This window comes from Nitrosospira sp. TNL300 (assembly GCF_055385915.1).
Genome location: NZ_AP041005.1, coordinates 686,262 through 710,020, shown reverse-complemented (window position 1 = coordinate 710,020; position 23,759 = coordinate 686,262). Strand labels below are relative to the sequence as shown.

Here is a 23,759-nt window from a genome sequence, read left to right as displayed (position 1 = left end):
CCGTCTTGCTGTAATATTGATTGTTTATGTGAGAGCCTCCCACCCAGGAAATTTTGCCCCAGGAATTTTGCCCAGGGGAATCTTGCTGGCAGAAAGCCCGTTCAACTTCACAAGTACTGAATTCTGACCTAAGTATAGTTAATGATGGAAATGCGTTACTGGCTGATGAAATCGGAACCTTCCGACGTAAGTATTGACGACCTTGCCTCGATGCCCGATCAGACGGTGGCGTGGTATGGGGTGCGCAATTATCAGGCGCGAAATTTCATGCGTGACCAGATGCGCGTCGGTGACGGGGTTTTTTTCTACCATTCTACCTGTGAGGAGCCGGGAATCGCCGGGATTGCGGAGGTGAGCAAGCTGGCCTACCCGGACGCCACCCAGTTCGACCGGGAGAACAAATATTTCGATCCGAAAGCCACGCCGGAAAATCCGCGCTGGTTCAATGTGGATGTGCGCCTAGTCAGGAAAACCCGCCTGGTCGGCATCAAGGAGTTACGCAGTTACCCCGAGCTTGCGAACATGCGTATCCTGCAAAAAGGCAATCGGCTGTCTATTACGCCGATCGATCCGTCAGAGTGGGATTTCATCATGGGAATTCTGTAATGACAAATTCCCGAAAGATTTCCAGGTTGGGCAACCGTTGTACAATTTCGAATCCCGGTATCTGCGGTGGTATGGCTTGACGTGGAATGGTGGCTCGCATACCTGATATTGGGCACCGTGGTCGGCTTCTTTGCCGGCCTGCTGGGCATAGGGGGCGGACTGGTCATCGTCCCCGTGCTTACCTTTATTTTTACTGCGCAAGACTTCCCTCCGGACCGTATCCTTCACCTCGCTCTTGGCACCACCATGGCGGCCATCATTTTCTCCTCCGTCGCCAGCCTGCGCACTCATCATGTTCACGGTGCAGTGAACTGGCAAGTCGTGAAATTCATTACGCCGGGAATCATCCTGGGGACGCTTGGAGGCGCAACGATAGTGAGCATGCTATCCAGCCGCTTTCTCAGCATCGTTTTTGTCGTCTTCATTTATTACGCGGCGACGCAGATGCTGCTCAACATTCGCCCCAAACCCAGCCGCACGCTTCCGGGAAGGCTCGGCATGCTTGCCGCGGGGAGCGTCATTGGCGCGATTTCAAGCTTTGTTGCAATCGGAGGAGGTCTGTTGACGATCCCGTTTCTCTCCCTGTGCAACGTGAAACTGCAGCATGCCATCGGTACCGCTGCCGCGGTAGGTTTCCCCATCGCTGTGGCTGGGGCTGTCGGCTACATGATCAATGGCATGGTGCAGCCCGAACTGCTGCCGGAATACAGCCTGGGATACGTTTACCTGCCGGCATTGGGATGGATCGTCCTGGGCAGCACACTGACCGCACCCATAGGTGCAAAAATGACGCACGTCATGCAAACGACTACGCTCAGGAAAATTTTTGTGGTGCTGCTTTATCTGCTGGGGACGAGGATGTTGATCCGGCTTTTCTAGGTGTTTAGCCCACCAGGCGATGGAGGGCTTCCCGGTATTTTTCAGCTGTTTTGGCGAGCACCTCGGGGGGCAAGGCCGGAGCGGGCGCTTTCTTGTTCCAGTTCTGCGTCTCAAGCCAGTCACGCACGAATTGTTTGTCATAGCTCGGCGGATTTTTCCCCGACGCGTACTGGTCAGCAGGCCAGAAGCGCGATGAATCGGGAGTAAGCGCCTCATCGATGAGATAGAGCCTGCCAGCCTGATCCTGACCGAATTCGAACTTGGTGTCGGCGATAATAATGCCTTTTGTGATCGCATAATCCGCCGCCTGGGTATACAAAGCCAGCGCTATATCACGCACCTGCGCAGCCAGCCCTTCACCTCTTTCATCCAACAGCTTTTCCGCCTCCGAAAACGGGATATTTTCATCGTGCGCACCCTGCGCAGCTTTGGTCGAGGGGGTAAAGATGGCTCCGCCCGGTATCCTGCCGGCTTCCTCCAGCCCGGCAGGGAGTGGAATACCGCAGATCATGCCGTTTTTTTTGTAATCCTTCCAGCCGGAGCCAACGACGTAACCACGCACGATCGCTTCGATCGGGAGGGGCTTGAGCCGCTTTACTACAAATGCCCGCTCAGTCACCTGCTCGCGTTCGTCTTCCGTTACCACGGATTCGGGCGCGATGTGGGTGAGATGGTTGGGAACGATATGCCCCAGTTTTTCAAACCAGAAACTGGACAAGGCAGTCAGCAGCCTACCCTTGCCGGGCACAGGGGTAGGCAGGATCACGTCGAATGCGGAAAGCCGGTCCGTCTGGACGATCAGAAGCTTGTCTTCATCCACGCCATAGATATCCCGTACCTTTCCCCGATGCAGAAGCGGCAGGCTTCGTATGCTCGTTTCAAACAGCGCGGGCTGGTCAGTGCCGGCTTTCGTTCCGGGGATGCTCATGTGTTTCAAGAGTGCTATGAGAGGGTTGCAGCGATTGCTTGATTTCCAGCGCAAGCCGCAACGCAGCGTCGGTCGTTTCTGCCAACACCGTGCAGTGTCCCATTTTCCGTCCGGGTCTGGCGTCGCGCTTGCCGTATAAATGCAATTTGACGTCGGGATGCCGCAGCACCTGTTCCCACTCCGGCTCTCCCTTCTGCCAGAGATCGCCCAGCAGGTTTACCATTACCGCCGCTCCATGCATGGAAGTACTGCCGAGGGGCATTCCGCAAAGTATGCGCACCTGCTGCTCGAATTGAGAGGTAACGCAGGCATTGATTGAGTAATGCCCGCTATTATGAGGACGAGGAGCAATCTCGTTCACCAGCAGCCGCCCATCCGCGAGCACAAAAAACTCGACGCATAGTACGCCGCGATAATCCAGCTTCCCGGCAATGCGAACTGCAATATCGCAGGCGTTTCGGGCAATTTCAGGCGATATCCTGGCCGGAACGATGCTGATATCGAGGATGCCGTTGCAGTGCTGATTCTCGGATACGGGAAAAGTAACCACTTCATCATCAAATCCCCTGGATACGATGACGGACACCTCGCACTCCAGGGGCAGCAGTTTTTCCAGGACGCAGGATTCCCGGTTCAAACCTGCAAATGCGCTGTCAAGCTCTGATGCATTACTTACCCGCACCTGGCCTTTGCCGTCATATCCAAACCGGCTTACCTTGAGAATTCCGGGGAAGAGGCCAGGAAAAAATTCCGGCTGCTTTTGGGGTAATATTTCATCCGGATTGGCCGAACGCTGCGAAGTGTTCGGATTCTGAATCACCGCATAGGGCGCGACTCCAAAGCCGTTGGCAGCGAGAAAATTCTTCTCCAGGATGCGATTCTGCGCGATGGCGACACTCCTGGCAGCCGGGCTGACGATGCAGCGTTCAGCCAGTATTCTGAGTGCCTCGGCAGGTACGTTTTCGAATTCGGTGGTGACGCCTGCACAGGTGGACGCGAGCTCATTCAATGCCTCGCTATCGAGGTAATCGGCGCGCAGGTGCCGCTCAGCGATGCTGCCCGCCGGGCTTCGCTCCTCGGGATCAAGAACGGTCACGCTGTAACCCAGGCTTTGGGCCGCCATCGTGAACATTCTGCCGAGCTGGCCGCCGCCCAGCAACCCCAGCATCGCCCCAGGCCGGGTACTCATGACGATGGCAAGGTCATGGATGCTACCGTTGCCGCCTGGGTTTCCCGGAACTCGGCAAGCTGCCGCGCCAGGCTTCCATCTTCCACCGCCAGCAGCGCAACGGCAAACAACCCCGCGTTAGCCGCGCCCGCCTCGCCTATGGCGAAGGTGGCAACTGGTACTCCCCTCGGCATTTGTACTATGGACAAAAGCGAATCCAGCCCTTGAAGCTGGCGAGAAGTAACCGGCACGCCCAGCACGGGCAGGAGCGTTTTGGCGGCGACCATTCCCGGAAGATGCGCCGCGCCGCCTGCACCGGCAATAATGCATTTCAGTCCCCGCTTGCCGGCAGTTTCCGCATATTCGAACATGTGATCAGGGGTTCGATGGGCGGAAACCACTTCCGTTTCGTAAGGCACATGGAATTTCTTCAACATCTCCGCAGCATGCTTCATGACCTCCCAGTCGCTGCTGCTGCCCATGATGACGCCCACGATGGGCTTGCTGACCTGGCCTTCCATATTAATCGCGAATTTTTTGTTCTCTTTCCCTCGAAGCCGCCTCTGCCAACTCCTCTAGGTCTTCCACGTAAGGATAGCGCACGTGTCCGTAACGGATGACGAGCACCCCGAGCGCAATCAGCACGATAGCGGCAGAAACACCCAATAAGCGGATGCTGTCCATCTCCTTGACGTCCACGGTTATGTAGCGCGCCAATGCCACCAGGGCGATATAGAGGGGAAATCTTACCGGCAGCTTGCCTGATTCAAAATAAAGCCCGACCATGGTCAGGATTTCGAGGTAGAGAAACATGAGCAGCAGATCCGCCAGGGTCACCCTGCCGTTGTGAACCATCAGCATGGTTTCCTGATATCCCGCAAATATGGTGGCGAGGGCAATCACGACGAGACCGATGCCTTCAAAAAACTGAAGCAGGCGGCGTGAATAGTTGATTGTGCGGGTTTGCAGCATTTGTTCTTCTTCTCAGGATCGCCCTGATAAATCATTACTGACTATACTACCTTTTCCAGATGACAATTCCAATTTGGGATGATGCAAACCGGTGATGAGAGTCTGCAGAATTGGACATAATTCTCTTCGAAATTCTCTTCGACCGCTTCCTCAAGGCGTTCACCCCTTAAGCTTCAGCATCAGGTCCACATCCACCCAGCCACTGCCGTTTATGCCGTTTATGCCGTTTATGCCCTTTGCTTCTCCGACCTCTCCTGCCTCCCCTTCCAGCACGCTGAAGGGCCGTGCCGGTTCACCCAGGTCGGACAAAACAAGCTTGGCGCCCGTGAAATCCTGAAAGCGGGTATATCCATTTACCGTAACTACGGTATCAAGCCCTGCGGCGAGCGATGCCCTCAGCCCATTTTCCGAGTCTTCGACGGCAATGCACTGCTCCGCCGGTAATTGTAGTTGGTCCAGCACCCAGTGGTAGATGTCGGGCGCCGGTTTTTTTCCCGGGACGATGTCCCCTGCGCCAATAACATCGAACCATCCAGGAGAATCTTCCCCCAGGGTGGACTTTAAAAGCGCGGTCACATTTTCCGGGGTGGTGGTGGTTGCAATCGCGATTTTTATGTTTCTGTCACGCAGGTGATGGATCAGGCGGGCGACCCCAGGCCGTAACGGAATGCCGCCGCTTTCCAGCATGTTGACATAATGCCTGGTTTTGATCTTATGCAGGCGCGCGATCCAGCCACCCAGGCCGCTTCTATTCAATTCCTTCGGAACATGATATTCCATGAAATGAAGGATGCGCTCCTTGCCACCTGTGATTGCCAGCAACTTGCCGTAAAGATCGACATCCCACTCCCAGTCGAGACCGAGTTCTTCAAATGCCGCATTAAAAGCGGGGCGATGACCATCACGCTCCGTGTCAGCCAACGTGCCATCCACATCAAACAGTACTGCGCGAACTTTGCTGTCCATAAAATCGTTATTTATCCAGTTTGTCCGTAAATGGTTTCATTTTCATCCTCCCTCGCCGCGGATGAACTGATTTGCTCACCCGTTAGTACTGCGCCCGCGCCGGAGTATGTCCTGCTGCTCGCACGCCGCAGCCGGTCCACGATTGCCACCCAGGCCGCTGTCTCGGGAGGCGTCTCCACCAATAGCCGGTCGAAGTGCCCGCGATCGAACCGGCGCAAGGTGGCATACAACTGACGTGCATACTCCTCCGGTTCTCCAGGCATCGCAGAGAATACGATGGATTCATTTTTCGGGCGATGCCTGGGTGGAGAATACCGTTGCCACCCCATGAGTGCTACCCGCATGCCTTTTGCTTCCAGCTCCAAAGCGTGCCGCCATAAGTGATCCGCCGGCAGGAGCTCGAGCGGCGTTGCGGGGGCGTAATGCGAAGGGAGGGCGCCCGGCACGCGTACAGAAGGTTTTACCCCTTGGGAAAGCACCACATTTCCATCCAATACTTCCGCCAGCGCCGCCAACTGGATGCCACCTGGCCGCAATATAATCGCAGTTTGGCCGTCAAAACCCACGATGGTACTTTCCAGGCCTACCTGGCACGGTCCGCCATCCAGAATCATGTCCAGCTCGTCGCCAAACTCCTCGCGCACATGCGTTGCGGTTGTCGGGCTGACATGACCGAAACGGTTCGCCGATGGGGCGGCCAGCGCTCTGTCCGGCCCCAGCTCCTTCAGCAAGGCAAGTGCTACGGGGTGATCAGGAATGCGCAATCCCACTGTATCCTGACCCCCGGTCACGTTTTCCGGCACATGGCGACTGCGTGGCAGTATCAGGGTCAAGGGACCCGGCCAGAAGCGCTCGGCCAGCCGCCATGCCTGTGGGGGTACCTCGCGCGCCCAATGCGACAATCGGGAGGCATCTGCGAAATGGACAATGAGGGGGTGATCCACGGGACGGTTCTTGATTTCAAATATGCGCGCAACCGCAGAGGGATTGGAAACCTCGGCCCCGAGGCCATACACGGTTTCTGTCGGGAAAGCGACAACGCCTCCTCTTTTCAGGAGCGCTGCGGCGGCGTCGATCTCGTGGTGCGATGCAGGAGGCATTATCTGAGGATCATCTGCGCCGAAAGCACAGCGTGATCGGAGATTTTGGACCAGGGATGCCCCTGGTGCACTTGTGCCCTCTCGATATGAAAGCCGCGAACGTAAATGCGGTCGAGGCGGAACAACGGCAATGTGGAGGGATAGGTACGCGCCGGTCTCCCTTCGGTCAACTCGAAGACTTCCGCCAGGGCAAGCCGCTGGACCAGAATACGGCTGGCCACTTCACGCCAGTCGTTGAAATCCCCGGCGATGACCAGCGGTGCGTCCTTGGGCACCAGTTCCTCGATGTGCTTTTCCAGTAACTTTAATTGACGGGAGCGGCCCCTCTTGAACAGACCCAGGTGCACGCAGATGCAGTGAAGATTTTCCCGCCATTGCGGAATGCCTATTTCACAGTGAAGCAGGCCGCGGCTTTCGAAACGATGCGACGAAACATCCACGTTGTCCCAGCGCACGATGGGATAGCGGCTCAGGATTGCGTTGCCGTGGTGGCCCTCATCATAGACCGCGTTCTTTCCGTAGGCAAAATCCGTCCAGATCGAATCAGCCAGGAATTCGTACTGGGGACTCTCCGGCCAATTCTCGAAACGAGCTCCGTGACCCTTGTGCTCGCCGACCACTTCCTGCAGAAAAATGATATCGGCATCGAGCGTGCGCAGGCTGTCGCGCAACTGATGCACCATGACACGCCGATTGAAATGAGAAAACCCTTTGTGAATGTTGTAGGTAGCGATATGCAGCTTATTGAGCATATGATGAACAGGACGGAGCGCAATTGTATTTTTTCATTATCGCGAAACCTCCAGCATGCGCTCCAGGGCAAGTTTCGCCAGAACTGCATCGGCTGCCGCCACTTTGATCTGATTCACCACCTTTCCCGCAACCAGGTTTTCCAGCGCCCAGGCCAAGTGTTGCGGATCGATGCGCGCCATGGTGGAACACATGCAGATCGTCGATGCCATGAACTGGACGATTTTTCCCTGGGCCTTGAACTCCTCGGCAATGCGATTGACCAGGTTCAGCTCCGTTCCCACCAGCCAGCGTGTTCCTGGTTCCGCTTCCCGGATGGTCCTGATGATGTAGTCGGTGGAGCCGACGTAATCCGAGTTTTTACATACCTCGAAACTGCACTCGGGATGCGAAATCACTTTCCCCTCGGGGTACTGGTTGCGAAAACGAAGTATGTGCTGTGGCTGGAACATCTGGTGCACCGAGCAATGCCCCTTCCACAAGAGGATTTTCGCGTTCCTGATCTGATCCGGTGAAAGCCCGCCCATGGGCTCATCGAAATCCCACACCACCATCTGTTCGAGTGGAATGCCCCGCTTGTGGCCGCTCCAGCGCCCCAGGTGCTGGTCCGGAAAAAACAGTACCTTTTCCCTGCGGGAAAAGGACCACTGCAAGATTTTCACTGCATTGCTGGATGTGCAGACAATGCCGCCGTGCTCGCCGCAGAAAGCTTTGAGATCAGCGGCAGAGTTGATGTAAGTGACCGGCGTGACCACTTCATCGGGATCGAGCACTTCCGAGAGTTCATGCCACGCGCGCTGCACCTTGAGAAGACTTGCCATGTCCGCCATGGAGCAGCCGGCGGAAAGATCGGGCAGGATGGTGATCTGCTCGGGCTTGGAGAGAATATCGGCCACTTCAGCCATGAAATGCACGCCGCAGAACACCAGATAATCCGCATCTGTCCCTGACGCAAGGCGCGAGAGCTGCAGGGAATCCCCGGTAAGATCGGCGTGTTTGTAAACATCCGGACGCTGATAATGATGGGCGAGTATTACCGCGCGCTTTCCCAGCGCCGCTTTCGCCTGCACGATGCGTTGCTCGCAGTCATCGTCATTCAGATTGTCGAAACGTTCAAAGGCAATGGCTTCCGCTTTCATGGCCTACTCCGTTTTTACTTTAAAAACCGCAGGTAATATTAAGGAACCGCTGAACAAATCCTCCGCAGTGCGCGTTTGCAGCCAAAATCGGGATGATCACGAGGCGCGCGACGAAGGTCGTAGCTTGGACTACGATGCCAAGGAGCGCAACAAAATGAGCGCCCGATTTTGCTACAACCCCCATGGGACGGGGCTTTGCAGGCGATCTGCTTTGTCAGGCTCCTAGCGAAGGGGGTCAACCATTCGCGTCGTCGCCTTTCGCACATCTCATCCCGCAAAGCCACCGTCGCGCCTGCGAGGGATTTGTTCAGCGGTTCCATGAAAACCGCAGAGGTTCCAAAAGTATCATTGGACCAGTGCGCTCGTCATCGGTTCGATCGGCTTGTCCCGTTCCTTATTTTTGTCGGGGTGCTTCCGCTGCTTGCCCCTGCTACCTTTTTCTGCCCTTTACTACCCTCTACTACTTTTACCGCCAGTTGCTGCCAATCTCCTGATCGCTTCGGCATTGCTTGGGGAAAATACTTTTTCCGCCGCCTCCTGCCAGGGCAGCCAGGCATGACGCAAATGTTCTCTTGCCGCTACCGAGACCGGGACAGGTTGCGGCACAAGCAGGCCAAAGACATGCTCGGTATTATGGGTTACCTCGGGCGGGTAACGCCAGCGCCATTCCTCGTAGATTTCATATTCGTTCACAATGTTCCAGTCGGTCAACTCGTAGCGGTTGGCATCCAGTCCGGTCTCCTCCGCTACTTCCCGCACTGCCGTTTGCACGAGTGTTTCACCTTCGTTCTGGCTGCCGGTAACGGACTGCCAATAGCCGGGATGGTCTGTCCGTTCGAGCAGCAGGATCTGCATGTCGAGCGTATGGATAATTACCAGAACCGAAACCGGAATCTTGTAGATTCTCACCGTGCACCAAGAGTAGGAACGGAATCAGAAAATCTTCGCTTTCGAAAAAATGGTTTTCCCAATCTCCACGCTTCTCCGCTTCCGCCTTTTACCTTTGTTACCCTTGCTTTATATCCTTCTGGATTACGCGTGGCGGAGTTTGATGTGAAGTTCCCGCAACTGTTTTTCACCGACAGTACTGGGCGCATGCGTCAGCAGACATTGTGCGCGCTGTGTTTTCGGAAAAGCAATGACTTCCCGGATGGATTCGGCGCCTGCCATCATGGCAACGATGCGGTCGAGACCAAACGCAATCCCGCCATGCGGCGGCGCCCCATATTGTAATGCTTCGAGCAAAAAGCCGAATTTTTCGTTTGCCTCATCCTCTCCAATATTCAAGGCGCGAAATACCTTCGACTGTATTTCCTGGCGATGAATACGCACCGAACCGCCGCCAATCTCGGAACCATTCAGCACCATATCGTAAGCCTTGGATAAGGCTTTTTCGGGATCAGTCTCAAGCAGGTCCTCGTGGCCCTCAGCAGGCGAAGTAAAGGGATGATGCAAGGCCTTCCAGCGGTTTTCCTCCTCATCACGCTCGAACATGGGGAAATCCACCACCCATAAAGGTTTCCATCCCGATTCCGCCAGGCCGCGATCATGCCCCACCCTAGCGCGCAATGCACCCAATGCCTCATTCACCACCTGTGCCTTGTCCGCGCCAAAGAAGATGAGATCGCCATCCTTCGCGCCCGTGCGCTCGAGAATGACCTGAATCACATTCTCAGGGAGGAATTTCAGTATGGGCGACTGGAGGCCGTCCACCCCTCTTTCCAGCGCATTGACCTTGATGTACGCGAGCCCCTTGGCGCCGTATATCGCGACAAAACTGGTGTAATCGTCGATCTCCTTGCGCGACAATGCGCCACCCTCAGGCACGCGCAATGCGGCTACACGTCCACCCGTTCTGAGCGCGGCTTCCCGGAACACCTTGAACTCCACCTCCTGCATCACATCGGTGAGTTCCGTCAGAACCAGCGGCACGCGCATGTCGGGCTTGTCCGAGCCATATTTCGACATCGCTTCGGCATGCGTCAGGCGTGGAAACGGGCTGGGCAGATCGATACCCTTCACACTTTTGAACACCGTGCAGATCATCTCTTCCATCATCTGCATGATTTGCGCTTCATCCAGGAAGGATGTCTCGATATCGATCTGGGTGAATTCGGGCTGGCGGTCAGCCCGCAGATCCTCGTCGCGAAAGCATTTGGTAATCTGATAATAGCGGTCGAATCCGGAAACCATCAGCAACTGCTTGAACAGTTGCGGCGATTGCGGCAGCGCAAAAAAATGCCCGGTGTTGACACGCGACGGCACGAGGTAATCGCGCGCGCCCTCGGGGGTCGATTTGGTGAGCATCGGCGTTTCCACGTCGATGAATCCATGCTGATCGAGAAACAGCCGGACTGCCATTGCCACCTTGTAGCGCAGCCGCAGGTTTTCCTGCATCTGCGGACGCCGCAGATCCAGATAGCGATGCTCCAGCCGTGTGGCTTCGCTGAGGTTTTCGTCGTCCATCAGGAACGGAGGCGTCAGGGAAGCGTTGAGGATATCGATCGAGCTCACCAACACCTCTATTTCCCCGCTGATGAGATTGGGGTTGACGGTTCCCGCCGGCCGGCGGCGCACCCGCCCGGTAACTTTAACCACAAACTCGTTGCGGATTTTTTCCGCGACCTGGAAAGCAGTGGGATTATCGGGATCGCACACCACCTGCACCAGGCCCTCGCGATCCCGCAGATCCACGAAAATGACACCCCCGTGGTCGCGGCGCCGGTGCACCCAGCCGTACAGGATCACAGTCTGATCCAGATATTGGACGTCGATAAGGCCGCAGTAATTGGTGCGCATGGAAGATCGGTAATCAGAAAAAAGAAGGAATCAGGGCTTGTCGCTCGATGCAGAACCGACGGAACTTGCGGAAGTGACAGAGCCTTGGGGATGCAGCAGCGCTGCCTGCGACTCCGCCGGTTTCTTGCCATTGGCGGGAGCAACAACGCCCATCGAGATTATATATTTCAATGCCGCATCCACGCTCATGTCGAGCTCTATTACATCGCTGCGCGGCATCATCAGAAAGAAGCCCGAGGTCGGATTGGGCGTGGTCGGCACGTAAACACTCACATATTCTTCTGTAAGGTGATTGGCTACGTCACCACCTGGATATCCTGTCATGAATGCAATGGTCCAGGAACCCTCGCGCGGGTACTGCACCAGCAGCGCCTTACGAAAGGCTTCCCCCTGGCTTGAGAACAGCGTGTCGCTAACCTGCTTCACGCCATAATAAATCGATTTCACGACCGGGATGCGCCATAACACGCCTTCCCAGAAAATCACCAGCCGCTGCCCGATGATATTGGTGGTGAAGATGCCGGTAAGGAAAACAACCAGCAGCGTCAGCACCGTGCCCACGCCGGGAATGTATATGCCTACGAAGTTTTCCGGACGCATGCTCGATGGCAACAGCAACAGCGACTGGTCCATGGTGCTGATCAGGAATTTCAACGCCCAGGCAGTAATACCCAGAGGTACCCATATGAGCAGCCCGGTGATGAAATAACGTTTCATGTCAGTAATCAGCCCGATTCGTCACTCGTCAGTCAGTCGTGCAGGCGGGGCATGCGCTATCCCCGGGCGGCGCGCTCTCGCTCTTCGTCGCACATGTATCCGCATCGGTCTTGGGCTTGGACTGCCCGCCATTCTTGTTCTTGAAATCGGTGACATACCAGCCGCTGCCCTTCAACTGAAAGCCCGCAGCCGAAATAAGTTTGTTAAACGCATCGCTGCCACAGGCGGGACAAGCTGCCACCGGCGCATCGCTCACCTTTTGCAGATATTCCTTTTCGAAACCACAAGACCCACACCGGTATTCATAGATCGGCATGACAATTCTCCAACAAAGAAAGCTGAACGAAAAAAAACGGGATTATACCTTAAGGAGTCCCCGAACAAGTTACTGCCCTGCCGCCCTACCATTCACCCCGCATGGCAACCTCTTTGCTCGCTCCTCTAAGCTCGAACGATTCAAACGGAAGAGGCAGAACCTGCTCTACCGATGAATCGGCTTGTGACGAGGAGGAGCCGCTGTCATCCGGGTATCCGGACCGGCACTCTCTATGCAGAGGACGTCTCTTACCCATCCCGCCTCGTATGACTACGGCCAATACCTCGGCAACCTGAGAGATCCCCTTTCCGGGATTCCATGCCTCCTGTCAGGAAAATATGGGTGCTTGCGATAATTACAAGAGCACGTGATGCGCGCAGTACGAGCGGGCAGAACAGCAGGAAGCAGCCATTATCGTCGGGCGGAGCCGGCCTACACAAGCACTATGGAATTGACATCCTCCCCCGCCTGAAGGCGTGGGATTCCTACGGCGCTCAGGAGAGGCATTGAGCCGCCCCTGAGCCGCTTCGGTGGGTTCCTGCTGCTGGCGGCATTACCGCACCGCTCACTTCACAGGCTAACCGGGCGTGTCCCGCCCTTAGAATATTGATCGCGCCGACCATATCGGCGTTTTCTGTGAGCCCGCATTCGACACACGCAAATCGCGCTTGCGTCTGCCGGTTGTCCGCCGACACATGACCGCAGCACGGACAGGTGCGGCTCGTGTTCTGCGGCGGCACGGCGATGAGATGCCCGCCGTTCCACGCCAGCTTGTAATCCAGTTGGCGGCGGAACTCGAACCAGCCCTGATCGAGGATGGATTTGTTCAGGCCGGACTTGGCCCGAACGTTCTTGCCCGGCTGTTCGCTTGTGCCTGCCGCTGACCTGGACATATTGCGAACCTGCAAATCCTCGATACACACCATCGCGTGGTTTTGGCTGATTGTGGTCGTGGCCTTGTGCAGATAGTCGCGGCGGCAATTGCCGATACGGGTATAGATGCGCTGGACCCTGGCTTTCGCCTCTTTCCAGTTGCTGCTGAACTTCTGTTTGCGGCTCATGGCCTGCTGCGCTTTGCGCAATGCAACCTCGTGCCGCTTGAAGCTGTTGAGTGGAGCAAGATAACTGCCATCGGAGAGCGTAGCGAAGCGGGCAATGCCCATGTCGATACCGACCGCGCCGCCGTGCGGAAGCGGCTGCTCGACCTCGCGGCGCGTCTGGATGCTGACGAACCATTTGCCGCCACTCAGGCTGACGGTGACGTTGCGCAACTCGCCCAGCGTTTTCCGACTGTTGCGGTAGCGCAGCCAGCCCAGCTTGGGCAGGAAGATGCGGCCATTGACCTGATCGAACCTGATCTGCTCCGGATCGGGGTAGCGGAAGCTATCGCCTTGCCCCTTGCGCTTGAAGCGCGGGAAGTCGGCGCGCTTCTCGAAGAAGTTTTTGTAGGCTTTTTCGAGGTCTTTGAGTGCGTGTTGCAGCGGATGGACGGGCGCATCCTTCAGCCAGGATGTTTCGGCGCTGTTGCGCCAGGCCGTCAGTTGCTTTGCCATCGCAACATAGCCGATGAACTTGCCGCCCGCTTCGTGGTTCTCCTTCTGCAACGCCAGCGCCTTGTTGAACACGAAACGACACGACCCGGCGAAGCGGCGCATCTGACGCTGCCGGTCGCCATCGGGCATGAGTTCATATTTGAAGGCCTGGAGGCGTTGCATGGCCGGAATTATACTCCTGGCCTATGAAAACGATATGCGGCACGGGCAGCACTGCGTTTTCCTGATGCACGTTCACCTGGTCTTCGTGACCGGATACCGCCGCGAAGTATTCACAAGGAAATCCTCGACGAGCTGTGCGGCATCTTCTCAGGTGTCTGCGCCAACTTCGAGGCGGAGCTGTGGAGTTCGACGGCGAGGGTGACCACGTTCACCTGCTGGTGAACTATCCACCGAAGGTGTCCGTCTCCAGCCTGGTGAACAGCCTCAAAGGCGTCTCAGTCGCATGATCCGCAAGAAGAACTACCCGGGCATCCGCAAGAAGTTGTGGGCAGCGCATTGTGGTCGCCAGGCTATTTCGCCGGAAGTTGTGGTGGAGCCCCCATTGAGATCATCCGCCAGTACATCGAACAGCAGCAGACGCCGCGTTGAACGGCAAAAGCAAGGACGGCAACAAAGTCCGCGCTATCCTTCCCCGCCCTGAAGGGCGAGGTTTGCCGCAACTGATCAAGTTTGTGGGGATTGATGTCAGCAAGGCTGTGCTCGATTTTGCCGGTTTGCCAGATTATGCGCCAAAGCAGTCACGCAATTGCCTGAATCCCGTTCTTCTTGATCACGGTCAGTAGCCGCAACGCTGGACCACCCGGCTTCTTGACACCTCGCTCCCAGTCTGAGATCAGGTTCTTGCTGACATTCAGATAACGGGCGAAGACGGGTTGCGACAGGTGTTCGCGCTCTCGTAGCGCCCGAATTTCCTCGGGTGACATAATCTGCACGGGAGCAAGACATGACTCGTCGAACTCGCGCATGGTCTGCTTTTCGACCGCCCCAATCTCATGCAGTGCTTCCATTGTCTCGTGGATTGCTGCGAACGCATCGCTCCGATACTTCTTCTCCATTTTCATACACCTCCGAAAACTGCCCTGGATGAATTCACTCACTGCTTACACGGCTGCTCTCCCGGTTCACCCTGCGTCCGGCGATTTTGAAAGATCAAAAGAATCAAGCGCGGCATCATCCTTCTCGACAGGTCATCATCCCATAATGGCGCCGCGCAGCGTACTTATGAATGCTGTGCCTTCCGAGGATTGTCTCAGTTCACACTGATCGTGTAGTCATCGCGATTGTGGGAGCGGAAAGGGCTCTCCTGGCAAAACCGGGTAAAGGCCACTTCTTCAGCTTCGGTCTCTGAACTGGCTTCAATTTCATAATCAGCAAGTAGGCCGCTGAAATTGGGACGATCATCGATCGATGGCTCAACAGGCGTGATGAGAACTTTATATATCATTTCATCCCCCTTTTTGGCTTTGACATTGTTCGGGTATTTTTAATTCTAGGGTATATAGCCTGTTATTGCTGCTCATGACAAGAAAGTGTCAGGCCAGAAATTCAGATACAATGAATACCAATACCCGTATTTCATCCAGGGATAATACCCATGCCCACTTCAATCCGTCTTACCCCCGAGATCGAGGAGCGGCTGAACTTCCTTGCCGCGCAAACGGGACGTTCCAAGGCTTTCTATCTCCGGGAGATTATCGAGCGCGGGCTCGATGACATGGAGGATTACTTCCTCGCGGCGGACGTGCTCGAACGTGTGCGCAAAGGCAAGGAAAAAATCTGCTCCTCCGCAGAAATAAAGAAAGACCTTGGTCTGGAGGATTGAATACACGGATATCCACTCCCCATCACCAAGTCTGCTTGCTCGGGGAGATCGTTATATTCCCAGAGCTCAGCAGATTTCACGCTGGCGTTCGACCAGTGCATCGAAGACAGCTTCAAGCCGTGGATGGACGCCCGGATCCCGGCAACAACCTTTCCCGCCCAGGAAAAGTAATCGCGCTTTCGTTCTGCCGACCAGCCAACGGGCGGTGCTGCCAGAATATCCCGGAGATTACAAATCTTGTCGGCCAGCTTCACGAGCTTAGCTTCGCGGGATAAGTGAGGGGCGTTATCAATCTGGGCTTGCTTGCGAACCTCCTTGGGCAAGGACTTATCGTCAGTGACCTCGAGGACAATGGACACCACATCCTGACCGAACAATACTTTCAATTCCCCTGCGGATGTTTCCGTGTCTTCGACAGTATCGTGCAACAAGGCCGCACAAAGCACATCGGCTTCATCAATCCCGCCCTCATCGGCGAGTACGTTGGCGAGCGCAATAGGATGGTTGATATACGGCGAGGCTTCAGCGTCCTTGCGTCGCTGGTTCTTGTGCTTCTCGGCAGCAAACAGTACCGCTTTGAGAACGATTGCCGTGCTCGACGAAACCGGATTCTTCTTACTCACCATACTTCCCCTTGCCAAAGCCGGCATGTCGAGCGCGTTTAAACGTTGATCCGCCGGCAAAAGCCCATGAACACCATGTGTCGCGGGGAAATCGCATCATTGCCTGCGCGGGAATCGCTGGAAGTACCTCAGTTCTACCCCAAGGAGGTACCAGGATCATAGATCAGTCTGGATGACGATTCCAGCACAGCATGGGCATCGGGGACAAATGCATCACGGTAACAACGGCAAGCCAAGCTCCTTGAGGAACTCATTGTGGTGTTCAGTGGCCGTCCTGATTTTCTTGTCCAGCGAAACCAGTTCTCCATGCACCGCTTTGAGATCGATCTCCTCCTCGGACTCTGCCGTGCTCACATAGCGGGAGATATTCAGGTTGAAATCGTTTTTCTCGATCTCCTCCATCCTCACCCGCCGCGAATAATGCATCTCTTCCTTGCGGTGCTGGTAGACATCAATGATCTTGTCGATGTGCTCGGACAGCAGTTGGTTTTGCCGCTTGCCCTTCTTGAAGCCCTTAGCGGCGTTGATGAATAACACGTCGTCCGGTTTCTTGCACTTCTTCAGCACCAGGATGCAGACCGGAATTCCAGTGGAGAAGAACAAATTAGCGGGCAAACCAATCACCGTGTCGATATGACCGTCCTTGAGCAGCTTGGTGCGGATGCGCGTCTCCACGCCGCCACGGAACAGCACGCCATGCGGCAGGATGATGGCCATCACACCATCCTGCTTCAGGAAATGGAAGCCATGCAACAAAAAGGCGAAATCGGCGGCGGACTTCGGCGCCAAGCCGTAGTTCTTGAAACGCACGTCCTCGCTTATTGCCTCAGAAGGCTCCCAGCGGTAGCTAAATGGTGGGTTGGCCACCACGGCGTCAAACTTCGACATCTTGGCCGGGTTGGTCTCCCGCAACATGTCCCACTCGTTGAGCAGGGTGTCGCCATGGATGATGTCAAATTCAGAGTCCTTCACACCGTGAAGCAGCATGTTCATGCGCGCCAGGTTGTAGGTGGTAATGTTCTTTTCCTGCCCGTAAATCTTGCCGATGCCGTGCTGCCCCATGCGGTGGCGCACATTCAAGAGTAGTGAGCCGGACCCGCAGGCAAAGTCCAGCACGCTGTCCAGATGCCTGCGTTGCCCCGTCGCTGGCTCTTGGCCGTCCAGCGTGACGATGGCCGAGAGAATGCTGGAAATCGGCTGCGGCGTATAAAACTCACCCGCCTTCTTGCCGCTGCCTGCGGCAAACTGGCCGATCAGGTATTCATAGGCATCGCCCAGGGTATCGCTGCCGGCGGAGAACTGCCTCAGCCCTTTGGCGATTTCGCTGATGATCTTGCACAGGCGTGCATTGCGCTCGTCGTAATTTTTCCCGAGCTTGTCGGACGCCAGGTTGATCTCCGAAAACAGCCCACGAAAGGCGCTGGCGAAGGATTCATTCTCGATGTAGCCAAAGCCACTTTGCAACGTGTTGAGGAGCATCATATCCTGCGTGCGTGCCATCTCGGCAATATTACCCCACAGGTATTGCGGCTCGATCACATAGTGCACCTTACGGCGCATCTGTTTCTCGAACTCGGAGACATCCTCCTGATTGCTTTCATACCAGCGCTGCAACGGCGTGGACACCGAGCTGTCGAGCTGTTGAGGGTAGTCCAGCCCTAGCTCCTTTTTCGCGGCAGCCTCGTAGTTATCGGACAGATATCGCAGGAACAGAAGCGCCAGCATGTAGTCGCGGAAGTCGTCCGCGTTCATGGCGCCGCGCAGTTGGTCGGCAATGGCCCAGAGGGTTTTGCCCAGCTTTTGTTTTTCAAGATCGGTCATGACGCTTCTTCCTGCTTGGTCTCTTTCATCAGCAATGCGGAGTTGAATGGATAGAAGTCGAGAAAATCAGCCAGAACCTTTTCGAAGTGCTCCTTATTTTCGGGCAGCATTTCTACCGGGTCATAAAAAGAATAATTTCCGTGATTCATGATCTGGACGAGTCTCGCATACAGCGTTTCGTCAGGATCATCCTCTTCTTGCTTCTTGATGCAGACGGAGAATTTCTCGTAACCATGAAAGATGGAGGATTTTTCCAACAAGCTGCGCAAGGCATTGAAGTGGTGCGTGTAAAGCTCACCGGATTCTTTGGCCCGGCAAATCTCTTCCAACAACGCCAGATGATGGAAAAATGGCGTATCGCCAGTATAGGAAAGGTGGTAATCACCAGTTTTTCGTGATCGAGATAGAAAGTGAGGTGCAAAATTCTTCCTATCAATCGTCCGCAGTTCGTTCCACAAAACATTAAAGAATAATGTGTGGTGTGATGAAATGACTGTCCTGATGGAATGATCTTTTCTCGCAAGAAATTTGGCCAAGTGGTTGGCGACAGTGATCGCGTTGTGCTCGTCCAGTGAGGAAATGGGGTCGTCGATATAGATGTATTTCACCCACCTATACACCTCTATGTCAGAGTCCATTGCCAAATCAACAATGGCCAAGAAGAAGCACCAGATAAAGATGTTTTCCTCGCCACGCGACACCTTGATATTGTCGATGACCTGCTCGTCCACCGTGCGCGAGAAACGCACCACCCATTCCTCGGTGTCGATGCGAAAATCGAAATCCGCGTAGCGTTGCAGCAGCGGACGGATGCGGTTGTCCATTTCCAGTTCGGCCAGGCCGGCAAAGAAGCGTGAGGTCGCATTGAGCGTCAGCCGGTGGTTGCTGTCGCCATTTGGGTCATTGTTCCAGTGAAACAGGTCCTCGGTGAAGGCGTTGAAGTAGAGCGTATCGCCTATGGTCTCGGTAATTGTGAGCGGCTGATTGACATGGTCGTTCACAGTCATAGGGCGCTGAATCGTCTTTTTGCCCGAATCCTTGAAAGTCATGGACAGGCGCGTCTTGCCAGTGCCGTTGTAGGCATAAAGCAGGATGGTCTTCTTGTTCTCCAGCTCCTGCCGCAGATGGGCCGCCAGCCTAGGCAGGTCAGCGAAGGGGAGGCCCAGCTTCATGCATGTACCTCATCCAGCACCGGGAAAAGCTGCTGTATCAGGCCCTTCTTGTGGGCTTGAGGACGGCTATTTTTCGGGCTTTGGCGGCGATTAGATCGTCAACGGATGACAGGCAGTCGGCAATTGTTTTTTGCTCATCTCGTTCCGGAACTGACACCTTGAGGCCTAAGATGTCACCCCGTGAAAGTCCTGGAATGAGATTGCCAGAGGCCAACGCAATCAACCATTGCCGCTGCGCCGCCAGAAAATGAAACACAAACCCTCCGTGCAAACCGCGTGACCTGACGGTCATCAACTGACGCCCCATTGCTACTTCATCAAGTACTAGATACAGCAATTCACCCACGCCACTGCCCTTGACAGTTATAAGGGTATCTCCCGCATGCCCTATATTTGCACCGCGCGAAGTCCATTTGCTGACCAAAGCCGGATCATTTGCATAATCTGATGGCCCTGTGAAGTACGGAACCTCTCCGGCGTCCGCATACTCGTCTGGTGCAAGGTGAAGCCCTGAGATGAGATCAACCTGCGTTGAAAGTGCAACCTCCTTCCACGCATTCGCATCCTGAAACTGAGGAAAGCGTAGGCGAGGGATGGTTTCGCCCTCGCGAGGAAGAAGCTGTTGCATCAGGCCCTTCTTGTGAGCCTTGAAGATGTCCAGCCTTTGAGTTTCTGCTGTGATCAGTTTGTCGAGGGAAGACAGGCAGTCGGCGATTTTTTGTTGTTCTTTCGGTGTTGAAACAGGTAGAGGCAACCCCATGAAGTCATCGTTCGTGATGCTCATGCGGTCGTGCCTTACTCCAGTGCTAGAAGATTGACGCATGTAGTGATGCCAATGCGTCGATTTGAAATAATGGGTGTAAAAGTCGTTGTCGTTGTGGAAAAATCTAAAAACCGTATACAGGGGAGACATTACTCCCGTACCAACCTTGTTCTTGGAGATCGGCCCAACTGGGGCAGTTACCGAGATTCTGGGGTTATAAACGTAATCCTCTTTTTCAACGATGTAATAGCCTTCAAGGTTTCTTTGATTTGCAATGTCTTTGTCGAAGTAATCACGCTGGTTTACAACCCCGTATTCGGCTGAATTAGTCAGCACACGATTATGTTCACCTGTAGCATTCTTGCTAGCGCATCGTTTTGCTAATCTTCGAAGCGGTTCAGCCTTCCACTCCCCCGCGCCCTGAAACTCAGGAAATCGCAATCGTGGCACCAGTGCCCGTTTTTCATTGTTCTGTTCCCTCATCGCGCCCATTTCCTTATTGCTCATACGCACTCAGCCCCGAAATCTCGCGCCCCTGGGCCAGTTTGTGCAGCAGCGGCGTCAGGTCTTCCATTAGCGCCAGTTCCTTTTGGGTGCGCGCCTTCCAGCCCAGATCCAGCGGGGCCATCAACTCGCTCAGGGCTTCGCCGTCAAAGATGCGGCGGCGCAGTACCTCGTCCACAAAGGCTTGTAGTGCATCGGCAGCCAGCCCGTGCCTGGTGGCGATGTCGGTGAGTTCTCGGGTTTTCTTCTCCGTTTTGAAGCGCTCGTAACCGGCGCGGATTTGCTTTTCGTCCAGCGCCTCGCCCACGGGCAGCCCGCGGATGTATTCGGCAATGTCCTCGCGCTCGTCGATGAATTTGGCGTCGGACTGGATCAGGCCAATGAGTTGCTCGCGGTTGAGCGTGAGCTTGCCAGGCTTCTGCTGCGTCATGCGGGCGATCAGGCCCATGATGTAGTCGTAGTCGATCAACGCCGAGGCAAAGAGCACGAACTCGAAGTCGAGTTGCTGCACCTCGGGCGTGGCCTGGTCACCTTGCTTGTCCTGCTGTTCCTTGAGCCGCTTGGCGGTTTCCAGGTACACACCTTTGAAGCCTTGCAACTGGGCGGGCGGCGCGATGTGATCGATCTGCATTTTCTGTTCCTCGCTCAGGTCCGTGTACTGGTCAAGCTGGGTCTTGAGACGCTGCACTTCCTTGAACAGGTTGACGAACTGGCTGCGCGCGGCATCACCCTTGAGGTTGGCCACGTCTTCCGGCGCGTGGGTCAGCCCTTGCGAGTGCATGAAATCGGCCAGTTTTTGGGTGGCGGCTTGCAGGCTGTCGATGACCTTGGGCGCCGGGTCCACCAGCCAGATTTCGCGCGGGTTGTCGATTTTCTCGCCAGAGAACAGGGTGATGGCCTCTTCCACCGGCTTCTGCTGCTGGCGGAAGTCAAGGATGTTGCCATAGGGCTTGCTGTCGTTGAGCACGCGGTTGGTGCGCGAGAACGCCTGGATCAGACCGTGGTGCTTAAGATTTTTGTCCACGTACAAGGTATTCAGGTACTTGGAATCGAAGCCGGTGAGCAGCATGTCCACCACGATGGTGATGTCGATCTTGTGTGCGTATTTTCCTTCTGGGTCAGCTTTGCGCAAATCTTCATTTGAATATTGCTGATCCTTGATGCGCTTTTGCACATCCTGATAGTACAGGTCGAACTCGCCGATGCGATGGTTGGTGCCAAAGCGGGTATTGTAGTCGTCGATGATGCGGGTGAGCGCGGCCTTTTTTCCTTCCGGGTCCTGCTGGTTGTCTTCCTTCTCCTGCGGCAGGTCTTCCTGAATCTGCTGCACATCCTTGTTGCCTTCGGCGGGCGGTGAGAACACGCAGGCCACGTTCAGCGGCTGGAAGCTTTCGTCTTCAGCTTGCTTCTTGGCCTGGATATTCTTGAAAGTCTCGAAATACTCGATGGCGTCGTTAATCAACGCGGTAGCCAGCACTGCATTGAACTTGCGCCGCGCGGTGGCAACATCATGCTTGGCGAGAATGGTGTCGATGACCTTTCCCTTCTTCAGTCCTTCTCCCGGTTTGGGCGGGTTCTTGCCCTCGGGCTTGAAGTAATCGACATGAAAGCGCAAAACGTTGCGGTCTTCGATGGCGTGGGTGATGGTGTACTGATGAAGGCAGCGCTGGAACAGGTCGTCGGTGGTGCGGAAGCTCCCCTGCTGGCCTTCGATCTGCTGATAGCTGGCGTTCTGATCGAAGATGGGTGTGCCGGTGAAGCCGAACAGCTGCGCCTTGGGGAAGAACTCCTTGATGGCCTTGTGGTTCTCGCCGAATTGTGAGCGATGGCATTCGTCAAAGATGAACACCATACGCTGGTTGCGCAACGACTCGAGGCGCTCCTTGTAGTTGCGCTTGTTCGTGCCATCGAGTGCGAGACCAAGCTTCTGGATGGTGGTGACGATGACCTTATCGGCGTAATCGTCGGACAGCAGGCGGCGCACCAGAGTTTCGGTGTTGGTGTTTTCTTCGACGCAGCCTTCCTGGAAGCGGTTGAATTCCTCGCGCGTCTGACGATCAAGGTCCTTGCGGTCCACCACGAACAGGCACTTGTCGATGTCCGGGTTGTCCTTGAGCAGCGTGGAAGCCTTGAACGAGGTGAGCGTCTTGCCACTGCCGGTGGTGTGCCAGATATAGCCATTGCCGCAGTTCTGATGGATGCAGTCCAGGATAGCCGTGACTGCATAGATCTGGTAGGGTCGCATCATCAGTAGCTTTTGCTCGCTGGCCACCAGCACCATGTAGCGACTGATCATCTGGCCTAAGGTGCACTTGGCCAGAAACTTCTCGGCGAAGCTGTCCAGCTGCCTGATCTTCTTGTTGTCTTCGCTCGCGAACTTGTAAACGGGCAGGAAACGCTCGTCAGCGTTGAAGCTGAAGTGGCGCGCGTTGTTGTTGGCGAAGTACCAGGTATCTGTGCGGTTGCTGACGATAAAGAGCTGGATGAAGCACAGCAGCGTCTTTCCATAGCCGTTGCCGGGATCGCTCTTGTAATCAATGATCTGCTGCATGGCCCGGCGCGGGCTGACGGCCAGCGTCTTGAGCTCGATCTGCACCACCGGCACGCCGTTGATGAGCAGCATCACGTCGTAACGGTGATGGCTATTATCGGTGTTGATGCGCAACTGATTAACCACCTCGAAGTGGTTCTTGCACCAGTCCCGGATGTTGACCAGCGTGTAGTTGAGCGGGGTACCGTCGTCGCGCTCGAAGTTGTTTATGTTGCGCAGCGTCTGGGCAGCGTTATAGACGTCAGGCGTGGTTACGCTATCAAGAAGGCGCTGAAACTCGCTGTCGGTTAGATGAACTCGGTTGAGATCCTCGAACTTTTCGCGAAAGTTCTTTTCCAGCGTAGCGCGGTCCCGGATGTCGGGACGAAGGGTGTACTTGAGATCGGTCAGCTTGGCGATCAAATCCTGCTCGATCTGGTTTTCGGTGGTGATCATCAATTCATCCATAGTGCCGAGCGGACCTGTTCATCGTTAACCAATGGTGCGACTCTTGGCTGCTGCGGCACCCATATCAAAAATCTTTCTTATCGCTTCACATCCATCCAGATCCGGCTTCAGCCCTGTGCTCGCGCGTACTCTAGCTAACACCAGGAGCTCAATCATGGAT

23 protein-coding genes and 1 pseudogene are annotated in these 23,759 nt (G+C 55.4%); 4 read left to right on the top strand and 20 right to left on the bottom strand.

Translation table 11 applies throughout. From position 1 onward, the window contains the following. Positions 1 to 150: 150 nt before the first annotated feature. The gene (locus ACZ5BW_RS03235; RefSeq protein ID WP_464543645.1) at positions 151 to 606 is read left to right on the top strand and encodes an EVE domain-containing protein; all 456 of its coding nucleotides are present in this window, start codon (positions 151 to 153) and stop codon (positions 604 to 606) included. Positions 607 to 687: 81 nt separating this feature from the next. Beyond that, positions 688 to 1,485 (top strand): sulfite exporter TauE/SafE family protein, encoded by a 798-nt coding sequence (locus ACZ5BW_RS03230; RefSeq protein ID WP_464543644.1) that lies wholly within the window; start codon positions 688 to 690, stop codon positions 1,483 to 1,485. A 4-nt stretch (positions 1,486 to 1,489) separates the two neighbouring features. Here ACZ5BW_RS03230 and ACZ5BW_RS03225 read toward each other — a convergent pair whose 3' ends face one another. The 13 genes from ACZ5BW_RS03225 to ACZ5BW_RS03165 all read right to left on the bottom strand — a co-directional run bounded on the left by ACZ5BW_RS03225 (position 1,490) and on the right by ACZ5BW_RS03165 (position 14,055). Next, on the bottom strand, positions 1,490 to 2,413 hold the full coding sequence (locus ACZ5BW_RS03225; protein ID WP_464542462.1) for a phosphoribosylaminoimidazolesuccinocarboxamide synthase: 924 nt from the start codon (positions 2,411 to 2,413) through the stop codon (positions 1,490 to 1,492). Next, positions 2,382 to 3,602, bottom strand: coding sequence for a 5-(carboxyamino)imidazole ribonucleotide synthase (locus ACZ5BW_RS03220; RefSeq protein ID WP_464542460.1), 1,221 nt, complete (start codon positions 3,600 to 3,602; stop codon positions 2,382 to 2,384). The genes ACZ5BW_RS03225 and ACZ5BW_RS03220 overlap by 32 nt, the downstream gene beginning before the upstream one ends. Beyond that, positions 3,599 to 4,102, bottom strand: coding sequence for a 5-(carboxyamino)imidazole ribonucleotide mutase (purE, locus tag ACZ5BW_RS03215; RefSeq protein WP_464542458.1), 504 nt, complete (start codon positions 4,100 to 4,102; stop codon positions 3,599 to 3,601). The genes ACZ5BW_RS03220 and purE overlap by 4 nt, the downstream gene beginning before the upstream one ends. Position 4,103: 1 nt before the next feature. Continuing rightward, positions 4,104 to 4,553: a phosphate-starvation-inducible protein PsiE gene (locus ACZ5BW_RS03210; protein WP_464542456.1), complete on the bottom strand. Its 450-nt coding sequence runs from the start codon at positions 4,551 to 4,553 to the stop codon at positions 4,104 to 4,106. Between the two features lie 159 nt (positions 4,554 to 4,712). Next, entirely contained in the window at positions 4,713 to 5,519 is an 807-nt protein-coding gene (locus tag ACZ5BW_RS03205) for an HAD family hydrolase (RefSeq protein ID WP_464542454.1), read from the bottom strand. An 11-nt stretch (positions 5,520 to 5,530) separates the two neighbouring features. After that, positions 5,531 to 6,619, bottom strand: a complete 1,089-nt coding sequence (locus tag ACZ5BW_RS03200; RefSeq protein ID WP_464542452.1) for an L-threonylcarbamoyladenylate synthase — start codon at positions 6,617 to 6,619, stop codon at positions 5,531 to 5,533. Further along, the gene (locus ACZ5BW_RS03195) at positions 6,619 to 7,371 is read right to left on the bottom strand and encodes an endonuclease/exonuclease/phosphatase family protein (RefSeq protein ID WP_464542450.1); all 753 of its coding nucleotides are present in this window, start codon (positions 7,369 to 7,371) and stop codon (positions 6,619 to 6,621) included. The genes ACZ5BW_RS03200 and ACZ5BW_RS03195 overlap by 1 nt, the downstream gene beginning before the upstream one ends. 36 nt (positions 7,372 to 7,407) lie before the next feature. Further along, a complete protein-coding gene (nadA, locus tag ACZ5BW_RS03190; RefSeq protein WP_464542448.1) occupies positions 7,408 to 8,508 on the bottom strand; it encodes a quinolinate synthase NadA in 1,101 nt (366 codons plus the stop codon). Positions 8,509 to 8,958: 450 nt separating this feature from the next. Next, the gene (gene nudB, locus ACZ5BW_RS03185; RefSeq protein WP_464543643.1) at positions 8,959 to 9,411 is read right to left on the bottom strand and encodes a dihydroneopterin triphosphate diphosphatase; all 453 of its coding nucleotides are present in this window, start codon (positions 9,409 to 9,411) and stop codon (positions 8,959 to 8,961) included. A gap of 129 nt (positions 9,412 to 9,540) precedes the next feature. After that, on the bottom strand, positions 9,541 to 11,307 hold the full coding sequence (gene aspS, locus ACZ5BW_RS03180; RefSeq protein WP_464542446.1) for an aspartate--tRNA ligase: 1,767 nt from the start codon (positions 11,305 to 11,307) through the stop codon (positions 9,541 to 9,543). Between the two features lie 30 nt (positions 11,308 to 11,337). Then, a complete protein-coding gene (locus ACZ5BW_RS03175; protein WP_464542444.1) occupies positions 11,338 to 12,024 on the bottom strand; it encodes a DUF502 domain-containing protein in 687 nt (228 codons plus the stop codon). Between the two features lie 28 nt (positions 12,025 to 12,052). Beyond that, positions 12,053 to 12,340 carry an FmdB family zinc ribbon protein gene (locus ACZ5BW_RS03170; RefSeq protein ID WP_464542442.1) on the bottom strand — a complete coding sequence of 96 codons (288 nt, stop codon included), beginning with the start codon at positions 12,338 to 12,340 and terminating at the stop codon, positions 12,053 to 12,055. Positions 12,341 to 12,834: 494 nt separating this feature from the next. Continuing rightward, positions 12,835 to 14,055, bottom strand: coding sequence for an RNA-guided endonuclease InsQ/TnpB family protein (locus ACZ5BW_RS03165; protein ID WP_464542440.1), 1,221 nt, complete (start codon positions 14,053 to 14,055; stop codon positions 12,835 to 12,837). Between the two features lie 16 nt (positions 14,056 to 14,071). On the opposite strand from ACZ5BW_RS03165, the pseudogene tnpA reads away from it, so the two are divergent. Further along, positions 14,072 to 14,484, top strand: a pseudogene (gene tnpA, locus ACZ5BW_RS03160) (IS200/IS605 family transposase). A gap of 149 nt (positions 14,485 to 14,633) precedes the next feature. Here tnpA and ACZ5BW_RS03155 read toward each other — a convergent pair. Next, positions 14,634 to 14,957, bottom strand: a complete 324-nt coding sequence (locus ACZ5BW_RS03155) for a helix-turn-helix domain-containing protein (protein WP_464542438.1) — start codon at positions 14,955 to 14,957, stop codon at positions 14,634 to 14,636. 188 nt (positions 14,958 to 15,145) lie between these two features. Further along, on the bottom strand, positions 15,146 to 15,340 hold the full coding sequence (locus ACZ5BW_RS03150) for a hypothetical protein (protein ID WP_464542436.1): 195 nt from the start codon (positions 15,338 to 15,340) through the stop codon (positions 15,146 to 15,148). Positions 15,341 to 15,490: 150 nt separating this feature from the next. Between ACZ5BW_RS03150 and relB the strand changes: the two genes are divergently transcribed. Further along, complete coding sequence (gene relB / locus ACZ5BW_RS03145) at positions 15,491 to 15,718, top strand: type II toxin-antitoxin system RelB family antitoxin (RefSeq protein ID WP_464542434.1); 228 nt, start codon at positions 15,491 to 15,493, stop codon at positions 15,716 to 15,718. On the opposite strand, the gene ACZ5BW_RS03140 is transcribed toward relB, so the two are convergent. From ACZ5BW_RS03140 to ACZ5BW_RS03120, 5 genes are all read right to left on the bottom strand, one after another. Further along, the gene (locus ACZ5BW_RS03140) at positions 15,619 to 16,344 is read right to left on the bottom strand and encodes an HD domain-containing protein (RefSeq protein WP_464542432.1); all 726 of its coding nucleotides are present in this window, start codon (positions 16,342 to 16,344) and stop codon (positions 15,619 to 15,621) included. The two genes, relB and ACZ5BW_RS03140, sit on opposite strands and share 100 nt — an antisense overlap. Before the next feature lie 210 nt (positions 16,345 to 16,554). Next, positions 16,555 to 18,162, bottom strand: a complete 1,608-nt coding sequence (locus tag ACZ5BW_RS03135) for a type I restriction-modification system subunit M (RefSeq protein ID WP_464542430.1) — start codon at positions 18,160 to 18,162, stop codon at positions 16,555 to 16,557. Continuing rightward, positions 18,159 to 19,334 (bottom strand): AAA family ATPase, encoded by a 1,176-nt coding sequence (locus ACZ5BW_RS03130; RefSeq protein WP_464542428.1) that lies wholly within the window; start codon positions 19,332 to 19,334, stop codon positions 18,159 to 18,161. The genes ACZ5BW_RS03135 and ACZ5BW_RS03130 overlap by 4 nt, the downstream gene beginning before the upstream one ends. A gap of 37 nt (positions 19,335 to 19,371) precedes the next feature. Continuing rightward, positions 19,372 to 20,604 (bottom strand): restriction endonuclease subunit S, encoded by a 1,233-nt coding sequence (locus ACZ5BW_RS03125; protein WP_464542426.1) that lies wholly within the window; start codon positions 20,602 to 20,604, stop codon positions 19,372 to 19,374. Continuing rightward, positions 20,594 to 23,587, bottom strand: a complete 2,994-nt coding sequence (locus tag ACZ5BW_RS03120) for a type I restriction endonuclease subunit R (protein ID WP_464542424.1) — start codon at positions 23,585 to 23,587, stop codon at positions 20,594 to 20,596. Before ACZ5BW_RS03120 ends, ACZ5BW_RS03125 begins: the two co-directional genes overlap by 11 nt. Positions 23,588 to 23,759: the final 172 nt, after the last annotated feature.